A 24277-nucleotide genomic window follows, 5' to 3' on the forward strand; every position below is an offset into this window, starting at 1 on the left:
GCACCCTTCAGCAGCAAAACAGCGAAATCGAGCAAGCGGCCACAGCAGTGACCGAAATGAGCGCCGCCGTCGAAGAGGTCGCGCGCAATGCCAACTCCACATCTGAGGCGGCCACGCAGTCCAGCTTGGCGGCTGATCTGGGCAATCAAAAAGTGACTGAAACGTTAACGGCCATGCGCGGACTGACGGAACTGGTCGAAGTCTCCTCAGACCAGGTGAAAGAACTCGCAGGCCAGGCTCAAGACATCACCAAAGTGCTGAGTGTGATCAGGGCGATTGCCGAGCAAACGAATCTCCTGGCGTTGAATGCAGCCATTGAAGCGGCACGTGCGGGTGAACAGGGCCGAGGTTTTGCAGTGGTGGCCGATGAGGTTCGGGCGTTGGCGCACCGCACCCAAACTTCGACCCAGGAAATCGAACAGATGATATCCACCATCCAAGCCGGTTCTTCAGCCGCAGTGGAGTTGATGCACAAGAGCACTTCTGAGGTTTACACCACGCGAGATACGGCAGAGCAAGCAGGCCAATCGCTGCGCCAAATTATTGATTCCGTGCTGGAAATCAACGACCGCAATATTCAGATCGCGACGGCTTCCGAGGAACAAGCTCACGTTGCACGTGACGTAGATCGCAGTCTCATAAGCATTCGTGACTTGGCAATTCAAAGTACTGAGGGCACTCGCCAGACGTTGACTGCAAGCAATGAATTATCACGTCTAGCCGTGAACTTGAACGACTTGGTTCTCCGATTCCGGACTTAAAAGCTGGATCAAGCACAGTGCAGGGTTCATGGCACAGATTCACAAATCAACAGTGACACGCTCAGCGACAGACAGCAGAGGATAAAAATGGCTTCTCATGAGATTGCCTTGCACTCTGTGCTGAGCGCAGATGAACGCTCTGAAATAGCTGAACTGGAGGCCACGAGCACTATTTTGCAGCTTGTTACGCGCCTGACAGGGATGCGATTTGCAGGCATTGCCAAATTCACGGAAAAGGACTGGATAGTTTGCTCAGTGTGCGACCCAACGCATTTAGGGATAGAGGCTGGAAATACCCTGGAGTTGGAAATCACCCTCTGCAGCGAACTGAGAAGAAACCCCAAAGCCCTCTTCATTCCAAAAATCAGTGGCGATCACAGATATTCAGATCGCCATGTCGTCAAGCAATACGGACTGGAAAGTTATGCAGGCGCGCCTATCTTCCTTCCTGATGGACGCCTCTTTGGCGCTTTATGCGCGCTGGACTCACGCTCAATATTGTTTGAAGACCCGGATCTTGAGGAGACGTTAGTTTTATTCGCCAAGTTAATAGGCTGCATTTTTTTCACCAACCTTGCTGCTGAACAAAAGCCAGCAAGTCCTTGTCAGGCTACGTAGAACTCATTGATTTAATCGTCAGCGTGCAACACTCGAGTGTGTTTCCGGTCCTGGGCCGCAAGATCCTGCTCGATGGCCAGGCGCTTGTTTTTATGGAGCGCGAAGTACTGGAGGAGACTGGGATCGAGTCGAAGTGCGAATCCACCGTGGCGTTTACCCGCAAACACTCCTATCAATTTGGCAAATCGAATATTTCCTTTATTTGTCGAATGACACCCCTTGCGCAGCGTATCAACATACTGGACACCGCCGAGACCTAAGGATTGAAATGGGTGGCGCTGCATGCCTACCTTGCGTGCCGCCTCCGACCGCCTGTCCAACCGGCAGTTCGTCAGCGATGTAGCGCTCAGCCCAGGGCTCGTCCGCCGCCTTCAAATAAGCCTCCGGACCATGCCCGTTGAGACTTGCTATCGTCCAGGTTTTTGCTGCCAAGCAAGGCGGACGACGGCACTTAATGACATAGACTGTTAAACTCGCCCTTTCAAATTCCATGTGTGATCAGCGCAGGAGGCTTAAATGTCTGTCCTAATTCGCAACAATGTACGCGTCCACGGTTCAGGCCCTGCCACTCTAGTTTTTGCGCATGGTTTTGGGTGTGATCAAAATATGTGGAGACTGGTCGAGCCGGCATTCCGCGAAAACTTTCGGACGATTCTTTTCGACGTCGTAGGCTGTGGGAAGTCAGACCTCTCAGCCTACGAGGTTGTGAGGTACTCATCATTAAAAGGGTACGCGCAAGACATCGTGGAGATTATTGAGGAGTTTGCGGACTGCCCGGTCATATTTGTCGGGCATTCTGTCAGCGCTATGGCTGGCGTAATCGCCGCCAATAAGCGTCCTGACCTATTTGGGGCGCATATCATGGTTGGGCCTTCACCGTCGTATATCAACGATGGTGAATATTTTGGTGGTTTCAGCAGGGAGGACATCGACTCACTTCTGGAGACGTTGGAAAGCAACTACCTTGGCTGGTCCAGCTCCATGGCCCCCGCCATCATGGGCGCGCCTGAACAGCCCCATCTTGGTGTCGAATTAACCAATAGCTTCTGCCAGACAGACCCTGATATTGCGAAGCGGTTCGCCAGGGTGACGTTCCTATCTGATAACCGCAATGACGTGGCCAAGCTACTGGCGCCGGCGCTGATTATTCAGTCCTCCGACGACATCATTGCACCTGTCGAAGTCGGTCGTTACCTCAACAAGGTGATCCCGGATAATCGTCTTGAGGTGATAGAAAACGTGGGGCATTGCCCGCACCTGAGTGCTCCTGATCTATGCATCAATTCGATCCAAAGCTTCATTGCAAGCGTTCAGGGTCGAATTGCTCATGGGGGCTAATGACGACCCACTCCCTGATGCCGACTTGCTTTACGAGCACGCTCCCTGCGCCCTCATTATCACCAGCAAGGCCGGTTTAATCCTTCGGGCAAATACCACCTTCTGCGAGTGGCTGGGGTACTCCAAAGATCAGTTGGTTGGCCGACGTAAGCTTCAAGAGTTGCTGACTATCGGAGGACGGATTTTCCATCAAACTCACTGGATGCCTTTGCTTGAAATGCAGCGTTCCATCTGCGAGGTAAAGCTTGAGTTTGCGACGTCTGAGGGTAAAAAATTACCCATGATTCTCAACGCAACAAGGCGGGAGCACCTTGGAGGCATTTTCGATGAGGTTTGCGCTTTTGTAGTGATCGAGCGGCATCGATTCGAGCAGGAAGTGCTGATTTCCAAACGGCAAGCTGAGGAATCGCTCGAAGCTCACCTGACGCTTCAGCGGGATTTGTCGATTGCCGATGCGAGGCTGCGGGTTGCTCTGGAGTCGGCCAAAATGCACGTTTGGGACGTCGACCCGGTGACACTTGAGCGTCGTTACGATAACAGCGTCGCGCAATTGCTCGGTTACCCGTCAAACCAAGATGTTTCGGCCTCAGTGTACTCAGACCTAATAGACCCTAATGACCGCCCAAGAGAGGCCGAGTTATTTTCGGCGGCTCTCGGATCGGTAGCTCAGGAGTATCGCTGCACTTATAGATTGAACGGCGTTGACGGCGTTCAGCGCACGGTACTCTCCACTGGGCGTGCGGCATTCGACCCAAATAACAAGCTCGTTCAGTTTGTCGGTATTCTTCATGACATTACAGACGTAAAACGGGAGCAGGCAGCAGCAGAAGACCGTGCTCTGTTCTCTGAGCAAATGATTGGCATAGTGAGTCACGATCTGCGTAATCCCCTCTCGGTGATCTCAATGGCCACCGAGGTGCTTGAGCGCAATGATCTGTCCCCTAAGCAGCAACAATTGGTTCGGCACACTCAGGAAGCGGCGCAAAGGGCACGCAGGCTTATCAACGATTTGTTGGATTTCACGCAGGCCAGGATAGGGCGCGGTATTGGGGTAACAAAAACGACTATCGACCTACACCTGCTGATCGCTGCGGCTGTCGAGCAGCTTCGAATCGTTTATCCCAAACGAGAGTTTCTGCATTCAATCAATGGCCAGGGTCTATGCATGGCTGACAGCGATAGGCTTACGCAGCTTGCAGGCAACCTTATATCCAATGCTGTTACGTACGGAGCGGTGGATCGCCCGGTGACAGTAACCTCCTCCATTACAGAGCAAGGTTTCGAGTTGGTGGTGCACAACTGGGGTATACCGATTCCTCCAGACTTTCTGGCCACGGTCTTCAGTCCGATGACCCGTGGTGTCAATCTTGCGCAAGACAGTCGCAGCGTTGGATTGGGGCTTTTCATTGTTCGCGAAATCGTGAAGGCACACGGCGGCACGGTTTCGGTTAGTTCAACCATTGAAAGTGGGACAGCATTCATGGCTACCTTTCCGTTAAAGTAAGCCTGGATCAAGTAGCTATAACGCGCTCTACGGAGCGCCTTTCTTATACGTATGCTTTCGCCAGATGCAAAAAGCCCAGCGCGGGGCTGGGCATTGACGGCTGTTATGTACGCTTAAAATTGGCAACGATGTCCCCCTTTACCTCGTTGCAACAATCAACTGTCAGGTCGTCCAGGTGAGGCTGTATTTCCAGGCACTCCATTAGACCAAGCAGTTTCTGGGCGTAATCACGAATGGGCTGCCATTCTTGATGATCGAATAACACCCAGTCGCCACAACGAAAAGCGTGTTCAGGCCGGTTGCTGCAGAGTTGCCAGAGGTTGTGGAGATTGCTTCCCCAGAGTGTTGTTGCGAATCCCATCTTGAAGCTCCTAAACCCCTACCGCCGCTATCAACATTCGCAGGTCGTCGCCTCTTTGATTGGGCGGCAATTTAGCATTTGCGGCATCGAAGCCGCCCAGGAAGGGTATTTTCCCAATGCATCGCCGGTGTCGAAACTGATGTATTAGAGGTGGCACCTCTACATTTTTCGGGAAGTAAATTCACTCTCTCGATCATCGATCAACGCTTCAAAGCATCACATTGTGCACGCAGGTCTCTGTTGGAGATCGAACCACAGCTGCCGTTCCTTCTCTTTTTGCTCTCCGCAAGTCCCCCCGCATCCTGCCGACCGACAATCACACTCGCATCCTGATCCACTACAACTGGTTACCCACAAACGCATCACGCTCAACTTTATAAAAAAGGTTCTCTTGGGTGCGCCCGGCGACATCCTTCGTTGCGGAATGCGACAACCTTCCGCCGATTTTCTCCATGGCCCGTTGTGAGCGAATGTTCTGAGCGCCGATATGGAACCACACAGTGTCGACCCAGCGAAATGCGTGGTCGAGCATCAGGCGCTTGAGTTCACCATTCGCTGCGCCGCGCCATTTTTCACGGGCTAAAAATGTGTACCCAATCGCAACCTCACGTTTTTCTTCACTGAAGTCGTAGTAGCGAGAACTGCCTATCAACGCGTTGCTGGCACGGTCGATCACCACCACAACGCTCTGCGACGTCAATGCCTGGTCGAACCACTCACGAAATACCGGCGCTTGATAGCGGGTTGGGCTCGGGTGCTGAGCCCAGAGCAACGGATCGGCTGCGACGCGGTACAGGGCTTCGAAATCAGCGCTGTCCAAAGGGCGTAACTCAAGCGTGTGCCCGACGATGGACGGCGGGATGGGCAGCGATTGCATCGATGTTTCTCCATGAATTCGATGTGGGCGGGTCGTGACGCGTGGGCCGTTAGCATCGCAATAATCAGCCTGTTTGCACCAGACCGATCAGCAGCCAGGCAAACCTCACTCACGCTTGAACACTCAAAAAACTCAAATAGATTTTATACAGAATCTATTTAATAGATGTTTACACTCATGTATCTTCACTCTCGCTTGAGAAATTCCTCAACGAACACGACCCAACCGTCGTGCTTGACCTACGATTAAAGGCCTGATGAGGCCGAGGTGATGCAATGAGTTTGAAAGACAACATTATCGGGCAACTGGGCTTCGGCACTGCGCCGCTGGGCAACATGTTCCGCGCCATTGATGAAGACGAGGCAGCCGCTACCGTCGCCGCCGCCTGGGCTCAAGGCATCCGTTTCTTTGACACCGCGCCGCTGTACGGCGCCGGGCTGTCCGAGACTCGCCTGGGCAAGGCGTTGGCCCATCACCCTCGGGATGCGTACACCCTTTCCACCAAAGTCGGCCGCCTGGTGTCTGACGAAGTGCACGCAAACGCAGGCTCCGGCCCGTTCAGCCAGGGCAACCCGAACAAGATGCTCAGCGACTACTCGGCCGATGCCACTTTGCGTTCCATCGAAAGCAGCCTGCAGCGTTTGGGCACCGACCGACTGGACATCGTATTCGTCCACGATGTGGCCCAGGACACCCATGGTGATGAGTGGATCGAACACTTCAACATTGCCCGCAAAGGCGCCTTCAAGGCGCTGTCGCGTCTCAAGGAAGAAGGTGTGATTCAGGCCTGGGGGCTGGGCGTTAACCGCGTTGAGCCTTGCGAACTGCTGCTGGATCTGGAGGAGGTTCAGCCCGACGGTTTCCTGCTCGCCGGTCGCTACACGCTGCTGGATCATGAGCAGCCGCTGCAACGCCTGTTCACCAAAGCTCAGGCCAAAGGCGCCGAGTTTGTCGCGGGCGGCCCTTACAGCTCCGGCGTGCTGGTCGGCGGCAAGCACTTCGAGTACCAACCTGCCTCTGCCGCCATGCTCGACAAGGTGGCGAAAATCCACGCGATCGCCCAGCACTACCACGTCGATATCAAGGCAGCAGCGTTGCAATTTGTGCTGGCCAACCCGCTGGTCGCCGCCGTCATCCCTGGCGCAAGTCGGCCTTCGCGTATTACCGAAGACACGCAGGCAATCAAGGCCCGCGTCCCGCGCGAATTTTGGCAAGCGCTGAAAGACCAGGGCTTTATTGCCCCCGATGCGCCTACCCCAAGCAGCCACTGACATGACCGCGTTTATTGTGTTCACCAAAGAACGTACCCACGACCAGTCACAGCTGGACCTGTACCAAAGCCAGGTCCGCGATACGTTTGACGGGCACCCCATTGACCTGGTGGTCAAGGGCACGCCGCACGCGCTCGAGGGCGCACAGGCAGAAGGTATGGTAATCCTGGCGTTCCCCACCCCCGCGGCGGCGCGCGCCTGGTACGACAGCCCCGCGTATCAGGCGGTCGCTGCACACCGTTTGAAGGGTGCGACCTACAGCGTCGCCCTGGTTGAAAGCAGCAATGAATAAACCCTATTGATCGGAGAGCGACCATGCACCCGCATAAAACCGCGATTGTGTTGATTGAATACCAGAACGACTTCACCACCCCCGGCGGAGTGTTCCATGACGCCGTGAAAGACGTCATGCACACCTCCAACATGCTGGCAAACACCGCCACCACGATTGAGCAGGCACGCAAGCTGGGCGTGAAGATCATCCACTTACCGATCCAATTTGCCGACGGCTACCCTGAGCTGACCACGCGCTCCTACGGCATCCTCAAGGGCGTGGCCGACGGCAGCGCCTTTCGCGCCGGCTCCTGGGGCGCCGAGATCAGCGACGCGCTGACGCGCGAAGCCGCCGATATTGTGATTGAAGGCAAACGCGGGCTGGATGCGTTCGCCACCACCGGCCTGGATTTGGTCCTGCGCAACAATGGCATCCAGAACCTGGTCGTCGCAGGCTTTTTGACCAACTGCTGCGTCGAAGGCACGGTTCGATCAGGTTACGAGAAAGGCTATGACGTGGTGACCTTGACCGATTGCACCGCGACGTTCAGTGAAGAACAACAGCACGCAGCCGAGCAGTTCACCTTACCGATGTTTTCGCAAACGCTGCAACACACAGCGTTTCTGCAGGCGCTGAACGCCGAATAAAAAAAGGGGCGACTCAGACTGAGTCGCCCCTTTTTTAGTGCCTGGGTCACTCGGTCGGCGCGTACTGCATTTCACCGTTACCAAATGACCAGTCTTCGCGCTTCACATCGACCAGGCTGATCCACACGTCTTCCTTGCGCAACCCGGTCCTGGCGTGAATGCCTTCGGCGATAAATGTATAAAAGGCCTTTTTCACTTCAATGCTGCGCCCGGCGTTCCACGTTACCTGGATAAACACAATCCTGGGCGTGTAGGTGATCCCCAGATAACCGGCCGCCGGGTACACCAGTTCATCCTTGGCATGCCGGTTGATGATCTGGAATTTATCGTGCTCAGGCACGTTGGCAACGCTGGTCATCGCCGCATATACCACCTCACCGATGGTGGTTACGGTGTCGGTGGAGGTGTCGGCGGCGAGGTCAATTCGGACTAAAGGCATGAACATATCCTTAACAGGGTGAGCGGCCATCCACACCGGCGGCCAGTGGTACCACGCTAGTCGCGACGGCAAGATTCATCAAGCGCATAATTTTCTAAAAGATGATGAGTATTTCGCATGCTATTTCAAAACTTGAAGGCCTTCGTCACCGTGGTCGATAGCGCGTCACTGACCAAGGCAGCGCAAACGCTTTGCCTGACGCAGTCGGCGGTGTCTCGTCGCATTCAGCACTTGGAAGACACCTTGGGCGACGCATTATTCGATCGCTCGACGCGTCCGCCCTCGCCCACTGCCATCGGGCGTCGCGTCTACGAAAAAGCCGTGGCGCTGCTCAAGGACGCGGAGCACCTGCTGAGTATCCCCCAGGAAAATGCCACGCCCAGCGGGCGCTTCCGTGTGGGGTTGACGCAGGTCGTCGCGGACGCGGTGGCGCTCGAGGTGGTCACGCGTATGCGCGACCAGCTGCCCGGGCTCGAACTGCAGATCGTCACCCACTGGAGTTCCGAGCTCGAGCAAAGCCTGCTCCTGGGCGAACTGGATGCAGCCACGCTGATGCTGCCCGCCGCCAATAGCCCACCCGCCTCGCTGAAAGCGCAACTGATCACAACACTCGACATTCGGGTGGTACAGAGCAAGCGCACACCGCGGGTGGCCCCGACCGCCACGATCAACGACCTGGCAGCCGTCGAGTGGGTGCTGAACCCCAAAGGCTGCGGGTATCGCGCGGCATTGGAAGCGGCCATGGGCGGACACGGCCACACGCTCAAACTGGCCTTGGACACCCATGGCGCGGCGATGCAGATGCGCATGGTCGCGGCCGGTTTCGGGCTGGGTCTGATTCCGGCAACGCTGTTAACCAGCAGTGCTCACGCAGATGAGCTGACCACCGTCGAGCTGAGTGATTTTCAGCTGAAAATGGACGTTTGGCTGGCACACCCGCAGCAACCAGGCAATCTGCGCCAGGCCAACGCATTGCTGGCCCAAGGCATTACCGAGGGTTTGCGCCAGCGAGACGCAGAGGATGCAGTTCATCGCAAGCCTCACGCTCAAACGCCGCGTTAATGCGGCACTTGATCGATGCTCCAATCAGCCCTGTCGGCACTTAAACCATCGGCGAATGACTGACAACGCGCAGCGCCAGGCCCTCGTAGGCATCCAGCGTGATGGTGAATTCACCCTCGGCAGTGAGGTCGCCCTCAACCCGTTCATTGATGATGTCCACCACCGGCCCCGGCGCGATATTGGGCAGGTGCAGGGTTTCAGTGATCGCGCTGCCGCCAAAGTTGAGCGCGGTAATCTGCGTGCCCTTCCCGGCCGGTAACTCGTGGACCATGATCAGCAAGCCGGGATGCTCGACGTCCGGCACCAGAATCTGCCGGCTGGCGGCGATGCCATAGGCACTGCGCACCGCGAGGATTTTTTGCAGCTGCGAGGCAAACGACTGCGGGTCCTGCAACTGCTGGTTGAGGCTGCCGTACAGAGCTTTCGAGCGCGGCATCTGCCCCGCCGACAGCTCGGCCTCGGGGTTCAAGTCCACCAGGTCGTAGGCGCCACGGTGCACCCAGCGGGTATCGCCGTCGGCCATCAAATGCGCGACTTCATCGGCCGCCAACGGCAGTGCGCCAACCAGGTCCCAACCCGACAAGGCAAACACCCCAGGCTGCATGGCGTTGTACATCACCAACAACAAATGGATCTGCCGGATCTGCTCGATGTCAGTCGGCGTAATCGCCTCCAGGTCACGAATACCCAGCGCTGCGGTAATGATGCTGGCGGTGGTGCAGGACACGCCGTTGGTGACGAATTTGAGGTTATACGGCGCATGTTCGCCGGCCAGTCGTTCGTACATCTGTTCGCGGATATGCTCGCGCAAAATGTTGCCGGGGAAAGTCTGGCCCTGATAGAGGTAATTGTCGTGGGCGTGCAAGGTCCAGAAATGCACCAGTTCCAGAGTCAGCTCATCATGGTTCTGCAACGCATGAATCAAGGAGCCTGGGTCGATGCCCTGGCTGTGCATCTCGCGCAGCATCAGGCGCAGAAACTCGGTGTCGCCCATCAGCAACGCATGCTGATACGCCGGGCGGGTGATGAAGTCGTAGGACAGGTCCGCGCCGCCGTGTGACATGGCGGCGATGTCATCCACCGTGAGGTTAAGCTCCTGAAAGCTGAACCCCCCGGCCTTGCGAATCGCGCCGCCGAGCAACTGGTTGCCGGTAATCGACAGCGGATGGCTCTCTGACCAGGCGCCGCCCTCAAGCTTGCGCTCCACCCCCAGAAAGCCGTTGGCATCCAGGCGCAGGATCTTGGCGCCCATCACGTCAATCGCATGCAGGGCGTCGCCGATGATCATTTGCTGCGCGGCAAACGAAGGGTCCAGCCAGTTCAGCGACGGCTGCCCTTCTTTGAAGTAATGCAGGTAGACCCAACGGCGCGGCTTGCCATCCACGCCGACCACCACCGGGGTAGCACTCCAGTCGGTTTCCTTCACGCCGGGCTCGAAGAAAATCACCCGCTGCAACTGGCCGACGATGTAATGCTTGTCGCGTAGCGCATCCACCTGCGCGGGGCTGAGGTTCTGCGCGTCCCGGCCTTCGGCGACGTCGGGCAACATCGGCCAGTCTTCTTCGCGGATTTCTACCATGTGATAGAGGCCGGGATAGTCCTCATACGCCATCTCGGCCAGGCGGAAATCCGCGCCTTTGCCGGTGTGGGATGGGATCACGTCGTCGATGATCACCGCGTTGTGCGCAGCGGCCATGCGTGTCAGGGCTTGCAACTGTGCCTCGGTGCCCAGTTGCGGGTCGATTTCAAAACTGATGCGGTCAAAATTGCCGTCGATGGTCGGTGTATGCCGCGTGCCGGAAAGCCCGCCGGATTTTTTCAGTGGGCCGTTGTGAATGCCCTGGATGCCGATCTTCGACAACGCGTGCCACAAGCTTTCGTCCCCCAGCGCCTCCAGGACCGTGCCGTTTTCACGGGTCACAATCGAGGCCGGGTACGCGGTAAACCACACCGACGACAAGGCTGAAGCATCACGCGGCCGGGTATGCGCATACGGCTGCTGCCACAACCGCCCTTGCCCCGAATAGAGCTTGGCGCGCTGGCGCGCCGCGTGCAGCATCGATTGCTCAACCAGCCAGTTCACATGATCGTTGTCCGCCGCCGTCATAAGCCCGTTACCTGTGTGCGTGAAAAGGTTATTCGTAAGCATAGGAGCGGCCACGAGGGCGATTCGTTGCATTGATACTGTTGGGCTAAGACAGAAACCCGATTCGACGGCTGAGAAAATCAATCAGCACACGCAGCTTGAGCGGCACCTGGCTGCCGGACGGCCACAACAGGTTGAAGGTGCTGGTCTCCTCGCTATACGGCTCCAGCACCGCACACAACTCACCCGACGCCAGGTATTCCCTGACCATGAAGTCTGCCGCGTACGTGATCCCCAAGCCTTTGAGCGCAAAACACACGCGGCCCTCCACCGAGTTGCTGATCAGCGTGCGCGGCAGCTCCAGCTCAGGTTGCTCAGGCTCTCGAATCAGCCAGCGCTGCAGCTTGCCCGTGTCGGGAAAGCGAAAGTGAATGCAGCGGTGTTCAAGCAAATCGCGGGGCCGTGTTGGCAGACCGTGCCGGGTAAAGTACCCCGGCGAACCGACCGCGAGCATGCGGTAACGGCCCAGGCAACGGGCCGACAAGCCAGAGTCCTTGGGCATGCCGCTGCGCACCACGGCATCAAAACCTTCGCCGATGATGTCCACCAGGCGATCGGTGAATTCCAGGTCCAGCTGGATATCCGGGTACAGCAACTGGAAGTCGGCAAACACCGGCAGAAACGGCTTGCCGATCATCGGCAGGCTTACCCGCAAAGGCCCCTGAGGCAAAGAGGCGGTCTGGCGTAACTCCTCCCCTGCCGCTTCCAGCTCCTGAATGACCCGCCGACACCGTTGCAGAAAACGTGTGCCCTCAGCCGTCAGCGTCAGGCTGCGAGTACTGCGGTGAAACAGCCGCACGCCAAGCTTCACTTCCAGCCGCGCAATGCTTTTGCTGACCGCCGAGGCCGAGATACCCAGGTTTCGCCCTGCACCGACGAAACTGCCGACTTCGCCAGCCTGCACGAACACCGCCATGCCCCCCAAACTGTCCATGAACGTCCTTAATCGTTGAGCCATTCATGACAAAACCGTCACTACTGATCTGACACCTATCCCACTTATTCCGGCCCCAGGCAACCGCTAGATTGCACGCTGACTTGATCCACCTATCAGCGAGGCATTCATGAGCATATTTCTGACAGGCGCCAATGGGTATGTCGGGGGCACCGTCGCCCTGCGACTGATCAACGCCGGCTACGCCATTCGAGGCCTGGTGCGCGATGAAGAAAAAGCGCGCCAGGTGCAGGCATTGGGCATCGAACCGGTCATCGGCAACCTCGATGACCTGGCACTGCTGGCCAAGGAAGCGCGCGCCGCCGACGGCGTCATTCACACGGCTGACAGCGACCATCTCGGCGCCGTGCAGACCTTCATCCAGGCGCTGGCAGGCTCGGGCAAACCGTTGCTGCACACCAGCGGCTCCAGCGTGATCGGCGACGATGCCCAGGGTTTAGCCGTCAACCCTGCCGTATTTGATGAAGACAGCATCTTCGTGGTGGCCGCCTCCAAACAACCGCGCCGCGACATAGAGCTCACAGTGCTCGGCGCCGCCACACAAAACATTCGCGCGGTGGTGATTTGCCCCAGCAGCATTTATGGCACCGGGACCGGCGTGCACACGCAAAGCGTGCAGATTCCCTGGCTGATCACTCAGGCTCAGGAAAGTGGCGTGGTGCGCGTGGTCGGCACTGGCGTCAATCGCTGGTCCAACGTGCACATCCACGATGTCGCCGAGCTTTACCTGCTGGCCCTGCAAAACGCCCCGGCCGGCGCGTTCTGCTTCGTCGAAAACGGCGAGGCGTCGTTCCTTGAGATCGGCCAGGCGCTAGCCCGTCGCCTCAAGCTCGAACCGCTGGGGTTCTGGAGCGTGGAGCAAGCGACCGAGCGCTGGGGCTATTTGCACGCGCACTACACCTTCGGCACCAACAGCCGGGTCACGGCCAAACGCGCACGCCAGGAGTTGGGCTGGGCGCCCACCCACGCGTCGGTCCTGGAGTGGATTGAACAGGACAGGGTGCTATGAGCAAGGTCTGGCTGATTACCGGCAGTGCCAGCGGCATCGGCAAAGGTATTGCGCACGCGGCGCTGGCAGCGGGCGACCAAGTGGTGGCAACCGACCTTGACCTTGCGCGCTTGCACGACGTCTTCGGCGCCTGCGGCGACCAGGTCTTGAGCCTGCAACTGGATATTCGTGACCAGGCCCAGGCGCATGCCGCCGTCAGCGCGTGTATCGCGCGCTTTGGCCGCCTCGACGTGCTGGTCAATAACGCCGGGTATGGCCAGTTCGGGCCTTTCGAGGAAATCGACGCCGACGCCGTCGAGCGCCAGTTCGCCACCAACGTACTGGGCACCTTCAACGTGACACGCGCAGCCCTGCCGACCCTGCGTGAGCAGCGCAGCGGGCACATCCTGAACATGTCGTCCAATGGCGGCTTCAAAGGGGTGGCCGGTGCGTCGATGTACTCCGCCAGCAAATTTGCCCTCGAGGGTTTCTCTGAGTCGCTGGCGCAAGAGATCGCCAGCTTCGGGATTCGCCTCACCGTGGTCGAGCCCGGCGCCTTTCGCACCGACTTCCTCGACCCGCGCGCGCTGAAGCTGGCCAGCGGCAGCATTCCCGACTACGACGACTACCGGGCCAGCGCGCTGGCCGTGTTCGCTGCGCGCAACCACCAACAGCCCGGCGATCCGGCACGCCTGGGCAACGCCTTGGTGCGCCTGGTCAATGAGCCGGTGCCGCCGCTGCGGTTTATCGCCGGCGCCGACGCACTGAGCGTCATCAACGCCAAGCTGGCCGCGGTCGCCAAGGAAACCGCCGCGTGGCTGGAACTCAGCCTGAGTACCGATTTCCCCACCCATCAGGAGCCAACAGCATGAGCCTGCAAGCATTGAGCGCGCGCCTGGATAACCTCGAAAGCCACATGGCGATTCAACGTCTGATTGCCGAGTACGCACACGCCTTTGATCGTCGCGATGAAGCGTTGCTGCGCAGTATCTGGCATGCAGATGCCGTGCTGGCGTTGGGCGCTGCGTTCGGTCACTTCGTGGGTGTCGACGCGATTGTCGACTCCGCTCACCAGAACTGGGCGCACATGCCCCACATGCATCACTGGATGGCCAATACGCTGATCGAGCTGGAGGGTGAAACGGCCACCGCCCAGGCTGCAGTGGATTGCATGGTGTTACACCGTGAGCTGGGGCAGGTGCAAATCAGCGGCCATTACCACGACCGGCTCGAACGTCGGGGTGGGCGTTGGGCCTTTGTCGAGCGCCGATTCGACCTGCACTACCTCACGCCGCTGCCCCACTGGAAGCCGGTGGCCGGTAGCGAGGCGCCTGCCGATACTGCCTCGGCGTAAAGCCGGTCAATGCCTTGAACTGGCGAGTGAACGCGCTGTGGTCGGTGTAGCCGCATTGCAGCGCGACCTCGGTGATCGGCAGTTCGGTATGCAGCAACCGGTGCGCGTGTTCCAGACGCACTTTCTGGATCATCTGCCGTGGCGTCAGGTGGAACACGCGTTTGCAGTAGCGCTCCAGCTGCGCCACGGAAATGCCGGCGATGCGCGTCAGTTCACCGAGGCTGACGCGCCGGTTGAAATGCGTGCGGATGTGCGCGTCGACAGCGGCCAGGCGCTGATACGCCGGGTGCGTTTCGCTGGCTGACTGCAGGTCGACGGAGATGCCCGCCAGGCCGATGATCTGGTTGACATCGCTGTACAGCGGCCACTTGTGCGTCAGGCACCAGCCGGGTTCGCGCGTGCCATACAGGTGCAGTTCCAGCTGGTCCTCAAGCACAAACCCCTGTTCCAGCACGCGCCGATCCTGTTCGGTATAGCCCGGCCCCAGCTGCGCGGGGAACACCTGCGCACTGGTCTTGCCCAGCAGCGGTTGCAGCTGCTTGAGGCCGCAGCGCTGCACCAGCGTGTGGTTGGCGAGCACGTAGCGCGCCTCGATGTCCTTGATGAAGATCGCGGCATTGGGGAGCACGTCGAGCATCGGCAACAGCTGCGCCACCCCGGCCAATAGCTGCTGCATGTCGTGGGGACGATTGGCCTGAAAAAGGCTCGCAAATGCGCTCGGCAGCATGAACTGGACTCCCCTGTTTTCGAGCAGATTGCCGCATGCCGATGTGACTGTCGAGCGCGGCCAACTGTGCCGAATTCGTCATCCACGCAGGCGCAAAACATCAATCGCCACGCCCTTGATGCGTTCAGGATAGCGCCACTACCTGCCTATCCAATAACTCACAAGAAGGCGCCGCCATGTCTGCTCAAGGCAAGTTCAAGAAACAACTTTCATTGATGGACCTGACCTTCATCGGGCTGGGCGCCATCTTCGGTTCGGGCTGGCTGTTCGCGGCCAGTCACGTCTCGGCCATCGCCGGACCGGCCGGAATTTTTTCCTGGCTGATCGGTGGGTTCGCCGTGCTGCTGCTGGGCATCGTCTATTGCGAACTCGGCGCTGCCCTGCCCCGTGCCGGCGGGGTGGTGCGTTACCCGGTGTATTCCCACGGCCCGCTGTTGGGCTACCTGATGGGTTTTATCACGCTGATTGCGTTTTCAAGCCTTGTGGCGATTGAAGTGGTTGCCTCGCGCCAATACGCCGCTGCCTGGTTTCCCGGGCTGACCAAGGCCGGCTCCAGCGACCCCACCCCCTTGGGCTGGCTGATGCAATTGGCCCTGCTGTGCCTGTTCTTTGTGCTTAATTACCGCAGTGTGAAGACCTTCGCCATCGCCAATAACCTGGTGAGTGTGTTCAAGTTCATCGTGCCGCTGCTGGTGATTGGCGTGCTGTTCACCTTCTTTAAACCGGCGAACTTCCAGGCCCAGGGTTTTGCCCCGTTCGGCCTGTCGGGCATTGAGATGGCGGTGTCGGCCGGCGGCGTGATTTTTGCCTATCTGGGCCTGACGCCGATCATCTCGGTGGCCAGTGAAGTGAAGCACCCGCAACGCACAATCCCGATCGCGTTGATCCTCTCCGTGCTGCTCTCGACGGCGATCTATGTGCTGCTGCAAACCGCGTTCCTCGGCGGCGTGCCCACCGAGATGCTCGCCAACGGTTGGGCGGGGATCAGCAAGGAACTCGCGCTGCCTTATCGCGATATTGCCTTGGCGCTGGGTGTGGGCTGGCTGGCGTACCTAGTGGTGGCGGACGCGGTGATCTCGCCCAGCGGCTGCGGCAATATCTACATGAATGCCACGCCGCGCGTGGTGTATGGCTGGGCGCAGACCGGCACGTTCTTCAAGATCTTCACGCGCATTGATGAGAAATCCGGCATCCCGCGCCCGGCGCTGTGGCTGACCTTTGGCCTGTCGGTGTTCTGGACCCTGCCGTTCCCATCCTGGGAAGCGCTGATCAATGTGGTGTCGGCCGCGCTGATCCTGAGCTACGCCGTCGCCCCGGTGACCGTCGCCGCGCTGCGCCGCAATGCACCGGGCATGCCACGGCCATTTCGGGTCAAGGGCATGGCGGTACTCGGCCCGCTGTCGTTCATCATCGCCGCGCTGATTGTGTACTGGTCCGGCTGGAGCACCGTGTCGTGGCTGCTCGGCCTGCAAATCCTGATGTTTGGGGTGTACCTGCTGTGCGCACGCTGGGTGCCGACCGCGCACCTGAACATCAAGCAGCAAGTGCGCTCGTCGGCGTGGCTGATCGGCTTTTACGCGGCGACCCTCCTGCTCTCCAAACTCGGCAGCTTTGGTGGCCTCGGCGTGCTCAGCCACCCGTTTGACACGCTGATCGTCGCGGCCTGCGCCTTGGGCATTTATTACTGGGGCGCGGCCACCGGCGTGCCTGCCCACCTTGTGCGCCTGGAACACGAAGACGACGAAAGCGAAGCCGTCAGCCAACCCCGGCACAGCGCACCCTTGTCCCCGGCCACCCACTGAATGGAGCGTTTTATGAAACGGTTGCACGTGATCGACTCCCATACCGGCGGCGAACCCACGCGCCTGGTGCTGGACGGCTTTCCCTCGCTGACAGGCAGCAGTATCGCCGAGCAACTGCAGAACCTGCGCACCGAGCACGACCGGTGGCGCCGGGCCTGCCTGCTGGAACCGCGAGGCAATGATGTACTGGTCGGCGCGCTGTACTGCGAGCCGGTCACTGCGGGTGCGACGTGCGGGGTGATCTTCTTCAACAACACCGGCTACCTCGGCATGTGTGGCCACGGCACCATCGGGCTGGTCGCCTCGTTGCACCACTTGGGCCGCATCGAGCCCGGCGTTCACAGCATCGACACGCCGGTCGGCTCTGTAACGGCCACCCTGCACGAAGACGGCGCCGTGACCCTGCGCAACGTGCCCGCCTATCGCCATCGCCACCACGTGGCAGTGGACGTGCCGGGCCATGGCGTGGTCCACGGCGACATTGCCTGGGGCGGCAACTGGTTTTTCCTGGTTTCGCAGCACGGTCAAACGCTTGAGATGAGCAACGTCGATGCCCTCACCGACTACACCTGGACGATGCTCAAGGCTTTGGAAAACCAAGGCATCCACGGCGCCGATGGCGCGCTGATCGACCATGTCGAACTGTTCGCAGACGACGCCAACGCCGACAGCCGCAATTTCGTCATGTGCCCCGGCAAAGCCTACGACCGCTCGCCGTGCGGCACCGGCACCAGCGCCAAGCTCGCGTGCCTGGCCGCCGACGGCAAGCTCGCGCCCGGTGCGATCTGGGTGCAAGCCAGCATCACCGGCAGCCAATTCGAAGGCCGCTATGAATGGGACGGCGAGCGCGTACGCCCCTTTATCACCGGCCGCGCCTACATGACCGCCGACAGCACCCTGCTGATCGACGCGCAGGACCCTTTCGCCTGGGGCATCTGAGCCCCGATTTTTACTGAACGCTGCAAGGAGTTAAAACAATGAGCGACAACATTTTCACCGGTTGCATCCCCGCGCTGATGACCCCGTGCACGCGTGAGCGCAAGCCGGACTTCGACGCCCTGGTGGCCAAGGGGCGCGAACTGATCGATATCGGCATGAGCGCCGTGGTGTACTGCGGCTCCATGGGTGACTGGCCGTTGCTCACCGAAGCCCAGCGCCAGGAAGGTGTGGCGCGCCTGGTGGGTGCCGGTGTACCGACCATTGTCGGCACGGGTGCGGTGAACAGCCGTGAGGCCGTGGCCCACGCAGCGCACGCGGCCAACGTCGGTGCCCATGGCCTGATGGTGATCCCGCGCGTGCTGTCACGCGGTGCGTCGGCGACCGCGCAAAAGGCGCACTTCTCGGCCATTCTCAATGCCGCGCCAAACCTGCCGGCGGTGATCTACAACAGCCCGTACTACGGCTTTGCCACCCGCGCCGACCTGTTCTTCGAACTGCGCCGCGAACACCCCAACCTCATCGGTTTCAAGGAATTTGGCGGCGCTGCCGACCTGCGTTACGCGGCTGAAAACATCACCTCCCAGGACGATAACGTGACCCTGATGGTCGGCGTCGACACCCAGGTGGTGCACGGCTTCGTCAACTGCAACGCCACCGGCGCCATCACCGGCATCGGCAATGCGCTGCCACGTGAAGTGCTGCACCTGGTGGCCCTGAGCAAGCAAGCCGCCAAAGGTGACGCCAAGGCGCGGCGCCTGGCCCGCGAACTGGAAGCGGCGCTGGGCGTGCTGTCCTCCTTCGACGAAGGCTGCGACCTGGTGCTGTATTACAAACATCTGATGGTGCTCAACGGTGACCACGGTTACGCCCTGCACTTTAATGAAACCGACGTGCTCAGTGATGCGCAGCGCCATTATGCCGAGCACCAATACGCGCTGTTCCGCCAGTGGTACGCCAACTGGTCGGCCGAACAGAACCTCGCCTGAGCCTTCGCGCGCCGCTGTGCTTCTCACAGCGGCCAACCCTCATTTTTCCAGGACGACCCCATGACTCTGACGGGCAAGATGCTGATCGGTCAGCAAGCCATTTCCGGCCATCGCGAAGCGATTCGGGCCATCAATCCCGCCACCGACGCGCCACTGGAACCGGCTTACGCCGGCGGCGGTCGTGAGCATGTCGAGCAGGCGTGCGCCCTGGCGTGGGCTGGGTTCGACGCGTATCGCGAAACCTCGCTGGCCAAGCGCGCCAGCTTTCTGGACGTCATTGCCGACGCTATCGAAGCCCTCGGCGATGAGTTGATCGAACGCGCCATGGCCGAAACGGGCCTGCCGCGCCCGCGCATCCAGGGCGAACGAGGCCGCACCTGCGCGCAGTTGCGTACCTTTGCGCGCACCGTGCGCGCCGGTGAATGGCTGGGCGTGCGTGTAGACACCGCGCAGCCCGAGCGCCAGCCGTTGCCACGTCCAGACCTGCGTCAACGGCAGGTGCCACTGGGCCCGGTGGCCGTGTTTGGCGCGAGCAATTTCCCCTTGGCGTTCTCGGTGGCGGGCGGTGATACCGCCTCGGCCCTGGCGGCCGGCTGCCCGGTAGTCGTCAAGGCACACGGTGCCCATCCCGGCACCAGTGAACTGGTCGGACGCGCGGTGGCCCAGGCGGTGAAGGCCTGCGGTTTGCCCGACGGGGTGTTTTCACTGCTTTACGGCGCAGGCACGGACATCGGCGTGGCGCTGGTCACAGACCCGCGCATCAAGGCCGTGGGCTTTACCGGTTCGCGCAACGCTGGTATCGCGTTGACCCAGGCAGCGCAGGCGCGGCCGGAGCCGATCCCGGTGTATGCCGAAATGAGTTCGATCAACCCGGTGTATCTGTTTCCTGCCGCGTTGCAGGCACGTGGCGAAGCGTTGGCGCAGGGTTTTGTCGCGTCGTTGACTCAGGGCGCCGGGCAATTTTGTACCAACCCTGGGTTGGTGATTGCCGTCGCAGGCAGCGCATTGGATGCGTTCATCGCCACCGCAACGCAGTTGCTGCGCGGTTGCGCGGCCCAGACCATGCTGACGCAGGGTATTTTCCACGCCTACCAAACCGGCGTGAGTACGCTGGCCGAACATGCCCGGATTGCGGCAAAAGGTCAGGCGGCCGACGGTCCCAACCAGGGGCAGGCGCACGTGTTCGTCACCCCGGCCCATGATTTTTTGCGCAATCAGCACCTGCAAGCAGAAGTCTTCGGCGCCGCATCGCTGGTGGTGGTGTGCGCCAGCGAAGATGAAGTGCGCCAGGTCTCGGAACACTTGGAAGGCCAACTGACGGCCACACTCCATTTGGATGATGGCGACGTTGCAAGTGCCAAAGCCTTGCTGCCGGTGCTTGAACGCAAGGCCGGGCGCTTGCTGGTCAACGGCTGGCCCACGGGTGTGGAGGTGTGTGACGCCATGGTCCACGGCGGCCCCTTCCCTGCCACCTCGGACTCACGCAGCACCTCGGTGGGCACGGTGGCGATCCTGCGGTTCTTACGCCCAGTCTGCTACCAGGACTTCCCCGATGGCTTGTTGCCTCGCGCGCTGCAACAGGGCAACCCGTTGCAGTTAAGGCGTTTGCTCGACGGTCAGAGAGAGGCCTAGGCCATGTCCGACTCCAATATCGCGGACACCGTGGTCATCGGCGCCGGGATAATCGGCGTGGCCTGCGCGTTGCAATTGGCGCGTCAAGGCCGGCGCGTGGTGGTCATCGACCCGCAGCAGCCCGGTATGGGCGCCTCCTATGGCAACGCCGGGCACCTGGCGACCGAGCAGGTGTTTCCGATTGCCGACGTGTCGATCCTCAAGCGCCTGCCGGCGATGCTGATGGACCCCAGGGGCCCGCTAAGCCTGGACTGGAAATACCTGCCGCGCGCCCTGCCCTGGTTTGTGCGCCTGTTGCTGAACCTGCGCCCGGCGAGCTACCGGCGCACGGTCGCAGGTATTCGCGCGCTGAATGAAGCCAGCCTGGCGGCGTGGCAACGGTTGTTGCAGCGCATTGACCGGCCACAGTTGTTGCGCCCAGACGGCTCCTTGCTGGTGTTTGAGCGCGCCGCGTCAGCCGAGGCGATCAACGCATTGCGCCTGCGCATGCAGCAGCAAAACGTGGCAGTGGAATTCTGGCCAGGTGAGGCGATACGCCAGGTGGCGCCACAACTGAGCGAGGCTATCCGAGGCGGCCTGTTTTTCCCCGGCACCGGGCATTTTATTGACCCGTACACCGTGGTCTGCGAACTGGTGAGCGCCGCCAGGGCCAGTGGCGTGCAGTTTGTGCAGCAGCGCGTGCTGGATGGGCGGCTGGATGGCGCCGGCGTGTCGCTGATGACCGATCAAGGCGTCGTCGCCGCGCGCCAGGTGTTGATCGCCTGCGGTGCCCATTCGGCCAGACTCACCGCGGCACTCACGGGTAAAACAGTGCCATTGGACACCGAACGCGGCTATCACTTGATGCTGCCAACGGAACAGAACCGCCTGCCGTTTGCCGTCACCTCGTTTGAGCGCAAGTTCATCATGACGCCCATGACCGATGGCTTGCGCCTGGCCGGCACCGTCGAGTTCGCAGGGCTCAAGCGCCCGGCGAATATGCAACGTGCCTGGCAATTGCACCGGCTGAGCCAAGGCTTGTTTCGTCAGGACCTGAACGCGCAGGACGCGACTGCCTGGATGGGGTTTCGCCCTTCCCTGCCCGACTCATTGCCGATCATTGATCGGCTGTGCGACGGCAAGGTGCTGCTCGCGTTCGGGCACCAGCACTTGGGCCTGACCCAGGCAGCGGTGACGGCAGAGATCGTGGCGCAACTGGCCGCCGCACAACCGTCGCTGTCAGGGCTGCCCACGCTTGCGCCCTATCGACTGGGGCGATTCTGAGCAACGCTGCCGGGTGCGGGCCTCAGTGGCCGGCCCTGGAGGCGTCTGATAAGGCATCCGCCATCTGCTGAATTTCCGCGCGCATCCATACTTTTTCCAGCCAGCCCGCGGGAATGCCTTGGACGCCATAGTGGGCGCCCGCCAGCTGACCCACGATGGCGGCCGTGGTGTCCGCATCGTCACCCAGGTTTGCAGCGGCGAGCACGGCATCGGCAAAGCTGTCGGTGTGGTGAAAGCACCAGAACGCGGCTTCCAGCGAGGCAACCGAATAGCCGGAACCGACAATCTCGCCACGCGACTTGTCACGGTATTCGCCGGCGGCGACAGCCAGCACTTTGGGCGCCGTCAGCGCAGCGTCCGAGACGCGCAATACGTCGTCTTTGGGCATGCCGCTCAAGGCATTGCAAAGCGCCTGCGCGAGTACCACACAACACTCGATGGCCTCCGGGGCTGCGTGGGTTGTGCGTGAACTGTCGATGGCAAAGGTGCGCACACGTTGCCGGTTCGGGAAGAAGAACAACACCACAGGCGCGAGGCGCATCATCGAGCCATTGCCGGCCGAATACGGGTGCGTAGAACCCGCAAACGGGTCGCCATGCTGCTGGAAAGCCGCCAGGGCCTCGCGCACGGTCATGCCGATATCAAAGCAGTCTCCCGTGGCACTCAAATAGCCCCATTGCCACCAGTTCAGGTACCGGCCCATCTGATCCTTCGCGTCAAAGCCGCCCTTGCTCAGCAGGCTTTCGGCCAGGCACAGGGCCATCGATGTGTCGTCGGTCCACTGGCCAGGCTTCAGGCTGAACGGCCCGCCTCCGACCATGTCCGTCACGGCGGCAAATGTGCCGCGGGGCATGAACTCAACCGTGGTGCCGACCGCGTCGCCACAGGCCAGCCCAAGCAAGCTGCCGCGGTAGCGGTCTGGCAGTGTTATAGGCATAGCTACTCCTTGATAAAACGTCGTCCAAATAGAAAATCAACGCGCGCAGCCTACTTGATCAGCCGCTTCTCCTTGGAGGGGCGATAGCCGAAATACGCGCTGTAACATTTGCTGAAATGGCTCGGCGAGACAAAACCGCACGCCACCAGCACGTCCACCTGGGACAGTTCGGTGTGCTGCAACAGGCGCCGCGCCTCGGTTACCCGCAGTTCCATGTAATAGCGCTGCGGCGTGGTACCCAATTGTTCCTTGAACAGCCGTTCCAGCTGACGGCGCGAGCGGCCGGCGTAAACGGCCAATTGGTCGAGTTCCAGCGGTTCTTCAAGGTTGGCGTCCATCAGCTTCACCACTTCACGCAGTGGCGCACTGACGCAGACATTTTCCGTGGGTTTGATGCGTCGGTAACGCGACTCCTCGAACGCCAGAATGTCTTCAATGCCCTCGACCAGCGCCTTGCCGTGCAGGCCCTTGATCCAGTCCAGGGCCATGTGAAACGCGCCCGAGGGGCTGGAGGCCGTCAGGCGGTCACGGTCGATCACGTAGGGTTCGCTGGTCACCTGGGCGGCCTTGGAGACCTCCGCCAGCGCCGGGCGATGTTCCGGGTGAATGGCGCAGCGATAGCCCTGCAGCAGGCCGGCACGGCCGAGAAACCAGGCGCCGTTCCACAACCCGGCAAGGGCGACAGCCTGTTCGGCGGCGCTGCGTAACAAGTGGCTGAATTCGTCATCAGCCTTGAGTTCGGTACGAAAGCCGCCGCACACCACCAACAAGTCCAACTGCGGCAACGCCGACACGTCCAGGCGCGCATCGGGACGGATGACCAGGCCCAGGTCGCTGATGACCTCGCCGTCGCCGCAACCGAACGTACGGGTGGCAAACAGTTCGGGACGCAACAGGTTGGCGGTGATGAGCGTGTCCAGGGTCTGGGTGAATGCGGGCAGGGAGAAGTGTTCGAGCAGCAAAAAACCCACGCGGGTAACCGGCGGCGACTGCTGGGGGGTGTCATTCAGGTAGCGCAGGTTCTTGCCTTGCATGCCACCGCTGAATTGGCGTCTTTCCATCGAGGGTTGGCCCACTCTTATTGTTGATGCAGTGGGCGCTATCTTAGGGGCAAATGCAGACGCTGTCCCCCGGCATTCCCCAGGCGTGGTGCCTGAGCGTGCGGTTGCACCGGCGGCGCTGTTGGACGCCGCCGCGTGCCTGATCTTGAGAAAACTGTGTGCCTTCCAGGCCTGCTACCGGGCAGTCGCGGGGCCATCTGATACGGTTTTTTCTTTGCTATCTGCGTCTGTATCGAAAACGCCTCGAAGCGGACAATGGCGCCATCCCGACATTCCTGTCGTCCCCTTCCCTTCGGAGGCCTTATGACCAAGATGGCACTTTTCCTGTTCGGCTT

General features: G+C 60.3%; 23 protein-coding genes and 1 pseudogene. 17 read left to right on the forward strand and 7 right to left on the reverse strand.

Features of this window, described 5'->3' with window-relative positions; all coding sequences use genetic code 11:
- Positions 1-161: 161 nt before the first annotated feature.
- The 5 genes and pseudogenes from C4J83_RS31165 to C4J83_RS15775 all read left to right on the forward strand — a co-directional run.
- A pseudogene (locus C4J83_RS31165) lies at positions 162-761 on the forward strand (methyl-accepting chemotaxis protein); the annotation flags it as partial.
- An 87-nt stretch (positions 762-848) separates the two neighbouring features.
- The gene (locus C4J83_RS15760; RefSeq protein ID WP_106579221.1) at positions 849-1379 is read left to right on the forward strand and encodes a GAF domain-containing protein; all 531 of its coding nucleotides are present in this window, start codon (positions 849-851) and stop codon (positions 1377-1379) included.
- A complete protein-coding gene (locus tag C4J83_RS30760) occupies positions 1364-1639 on the forward strand; it encodes an NUDIX hydrolase (RefSeq protein ID WP_256660600.1) in 276 nt (91 codons plus the stop codon). The genes C4J83_RS15760 and C4J83_RS30760 overlap by 16 nt, the downstream gene beginning before the upstream one ends.
- Positions 1640-1895: 256 nt before the next feature.
- Entirely contained in the window at positions 1896-2717 is an 822-nt protein-coding gene (locus C4J83_RS15770) for an alpha/beta fold hydrolase (RefSeq protein WP_119740244.1), read from the forward strand.
- Positions 2707-4221 (forward strand): sensor histidine kinase, encoded by a 1515-nt coding sequence (locus C4J83_RS15775; RefSeq protein WP_124417543.1) that lies wholly within the window; start codon positions 2707-2709, stop codon positions 4219-4221. Before C4J83_RS15770 ends, C4J83_RS15775 begins: the two co-directional genes overlap by 11 nt.
- 698 nt (positions 4222-4919) lie before the next feature.
- Here the strand turns inward: C4J83_RS15775 and C4J83_RS15780 are convergent.
- Positions 4920-5459, reverse strand: coding sequence for a GNAT family N-acetyltransferase (locus C4J83_RS15780; RefSeq protein ID WP_124417544.1), 540 nt, complete (start codon positions 5457-5459; stop codon positions 4920-4922).
- 275 nt (positions 5460-5734) lie between these two features.
- On the opposite strand from C4J83_RS15780, the gene C4J83_RS15785 reads away from it, so the two are divergent.
- The 3 genes from C4J83_RS15785 to C4J83_RS15795 are packed head-to-tail and all read left to right on the forward strand — an operon-like array spanning position 5735 to position 7651.
- Entirely contained in the window at positions 5735-6730 is a 996-nt protein-coding gene (locus C4J83_RS15785; protein ID WP_119740235.1) for an aldo/keto reductase, read from the forward strand.
- A 1-nt stretch (position 6731) separates the two neighbouring features.
- Positions 6732-7022: a DUF1330 domain-containing protein gene (locus C4J83_RS15790; RefSeq protein ID WP_119740233.1), complete on the forward strand. Its 291-nt coding sequence runs from the start codon at positions 6732-6734 to the stop codon at positions 7020-7022.
- 23 nt (positions 7023-7045) lie between these two features.
- Positions 7046-7651 carry a cysteine hydrolase family protein gene (locus C4J83_RS15795; protein WP_119740231.1) on the forward strand — a complete coding sequence of 202 codons (606 nt, stop codon included), beginning with the start codon at positions 7046-7048 and terminating at the stop codon, positions 7649-7651.
- Between the two features lie 46 nt (positions 7652-7697).
- On the opposite strand, the gene C4J83_RS15800 is transcribed toward C4J83_RS15795, so the two are convergent.
- Entirely contained in the window at positions 7698-8090 is a 393-nt protein-coding gene (locus C4J83_RS15800) for a tautomerase family protein (protein WP_119740229.1), read from the reverse strand.
- Positions 8091-8207: 117 nt separating this feature from the next.
- Between C4J83_RS15800 and C4J83_RS15805 the strand changes: the two genes are divergently transcribed.
- Positions 8208-9152 carry a LysR family transcriptional regulator gene (locus tag C4J83_RS15805; RefSeq protein WP_124417545.1) on the forward strand — a complete coding sequence of 315 codons (945 nt, stop codon included), beginning with the start codon at positions 8208-8210 and terminating at the stop codon, positions 9150-9152.
- 40 nt (positions 9153-9192) lie between these two features.
- On the opposite strand, the gene treS is transcribed toward C4J83_RS15805, so the two are convergent.
- Positions 9193-11259, reverse strand: coding sequence for a maltose alpha-D-glucosyltransferase (gene treS / locus C4J83_RS15810; protein ID WP_106579112.1), 2067 nt, complete (start codon positions 11257-11259; stop codon positions 9193-9195).
- Between the two features lie 85 nt (positions 11260-11344).
- On the reverse strand, positions 11345-12232 hold the full coding sequence (locus C4J83_RS15815) for a LysR family transcriptional regulator (RefSeq protein ID WP_124417546.1): 888 nt from the start codon (positions 12230-12232) through the stop codon (positions 11345-11347).
- 130 nt (positions 12233-12362) lie between these two features.
- On the opposite strand from C4J83_RS15815, the gene C4J83_RS15820 reads away from it, so the two are divergent.
- The 3 genes from C4J83_RS15820 to C4J83_RS15830 are packed head-to-tail and all read left to right on the forward strand — an operon-like array spanning position 12363 to position 14595.
- Positions 12363-13262, forward strand: coding sequence for an NAD-dependent epimerase/dehydratase family protein (locus tag C4J83_RS15820; protein WP_124417547.1), 900 nt, complete (start codon positions 12363-12365; stop codon positions 13260-13262).
- Complete coding sequence (locus tag C4J83_RS15825) at positions 13259-14113, forward strand: SDR family NAD(P)-dependent oxidoreductase (protein ID WP_124417548.1); 855 nt, start codon at positions 13259-13261, stop codon at positions 14111-14113. The genes C4J83_RS15820 and C4J83_RS15825 overlap by 4 nt, the downstream gene beginning before the upstream one ends.
- Positions 14110-14595 (forward strand): nuclear transport factor 2 family protein, encoded by a 486-nt coding sequence (locus tag C4J83_RS15830; RefSeq protein WP_124417549.1) that lies wholly within the window; start codon positions 14110-14112, stop codon positions 14593-14595. The genes C4J83_RS15825 and C4J83_RS15830 overlap by 4 nt, the downstream gene beginning before the upstream one ends.
- On the opposite strand, the gene C4J83_RS15835 is transcribed toward C4J83_RS15830, so the two are convergent.
- Positions 14528-15322 (reverse strand): AraC family transcriptional regulator, encoded by a 795-nt coding sequence (locus C4J83_RS15835; protein ID WP_119740214.1) that lies wholly within the window; start codon positions 15320-15322, stop codon positions 14528-14530. The genes C4J83_RS15830 and C4J83_RS15835 overlap by 68 nt on opposite strands.
- 176 nt (positions 15323-15498) lie before the next feature.
- On the opposite strand from C4J83_RS15835, the gene C4J83_RS15840 reads away from it, so the two are divergent.
- The 5 genes from C4J83_RS15840 to C4J83_RS15860 are packed head-to-tail and all read left to right on the forward strand — an operon-like array spanning position 15499 to position 21944.
- Complete coding sequence (locus C4J83_RS15840) at positions 15499-17124, forward strand: APC family permease (RefSeq protein WP_106579106.1); 1626 nt, start codon at positions 15499-15501, stop codon at positions 17122-17124.
- 12 nt (positions 17125-17136) lie between these two features.
- A complete protein-coding gene (locus C4J83_RS15845; RefSeq protein ID WP_124417550.1) occupies positions 17137-18063 on the forward strand; it encodes a 4-hydroxyproline epimerase in 927 nt (308 codons plus the stop codon).
- Positions 18064-18101: 38 nt separating this feature from the next.
- Complete coding sequence (locus tag C4J83_RS15850) at positions 18102-19049, forward strand: dihydrodipicolinate synthase family protein (RefSeq protein ID WP_119740208.1); 948 nt, start codon at positions 18102-18104, stop codon at positions 19047-19049.
- A gap of 60 nt (positions 19050-19109) precedes the next feature.
- Positions 19110-20681 (forward strand): aldehyde dehydrogenase (NADP(+)), encoded by a 1572-nt coding sequence (locus tag C4J83_RS15855; RefSeq protein ID WP_124417551.1) that lies wholly within the window; start codon positions 19110-19112, stop codon positions 20679-20681.
- 3 nt (positions 20682-20684) lie between these two features.
- Positions 20685-21944 (forward strand): NAD(P)/FAD-dependent oxidoreductase, encoded by a 1260-nt coding sequence (locus C4J83_RS15860; protein ID WP_124417552.1) that lies wholly within the window; start codon positions 20685-20687, stop codon positions 21942-21944.
- Positions 21945-21966: 22 nt separating this feature from the next.
- Here the strand turns inward: C4J83_RS15860 and C4J83_RS15865 are convergent, their stop codons facing one another.
- Complete coding sequence (locus tag C4J83_RS15865; RefSeq protein ID WP_124417553.1) at positions 21967-22881, reverse strand: ADP-ribosylglycohydrolase family protein; 915 nt, start codon at positions 22879-22881, stop codon at positions 21967-21969.
- A gap of 50 nt (positions 22882-22931) precedes the next feature.
- Positions 22932-23915 (reverse strand): GlxA family transcriptional regulator, encoded by a 984-nt coding sequence (locus C4J83_RS15870; RefSeq protein WP_124418876.1) that lies wholly within the window; start codon positions 23913-23915, stop codon positions 22932-22934.
- Between the last annotated feature and the right edge of the window lie 362 nt (positions 23916-24277).

The organism is Pseudomonas sp. LBUM920, from assembly GCF_003852315.1.
Taxonomy (GTDB): Bacteria; Pseudomonadota; Gammaproteobacteria; order Pseudomonadales; family Pseudomonadaceae; genus Aquipseudomonas.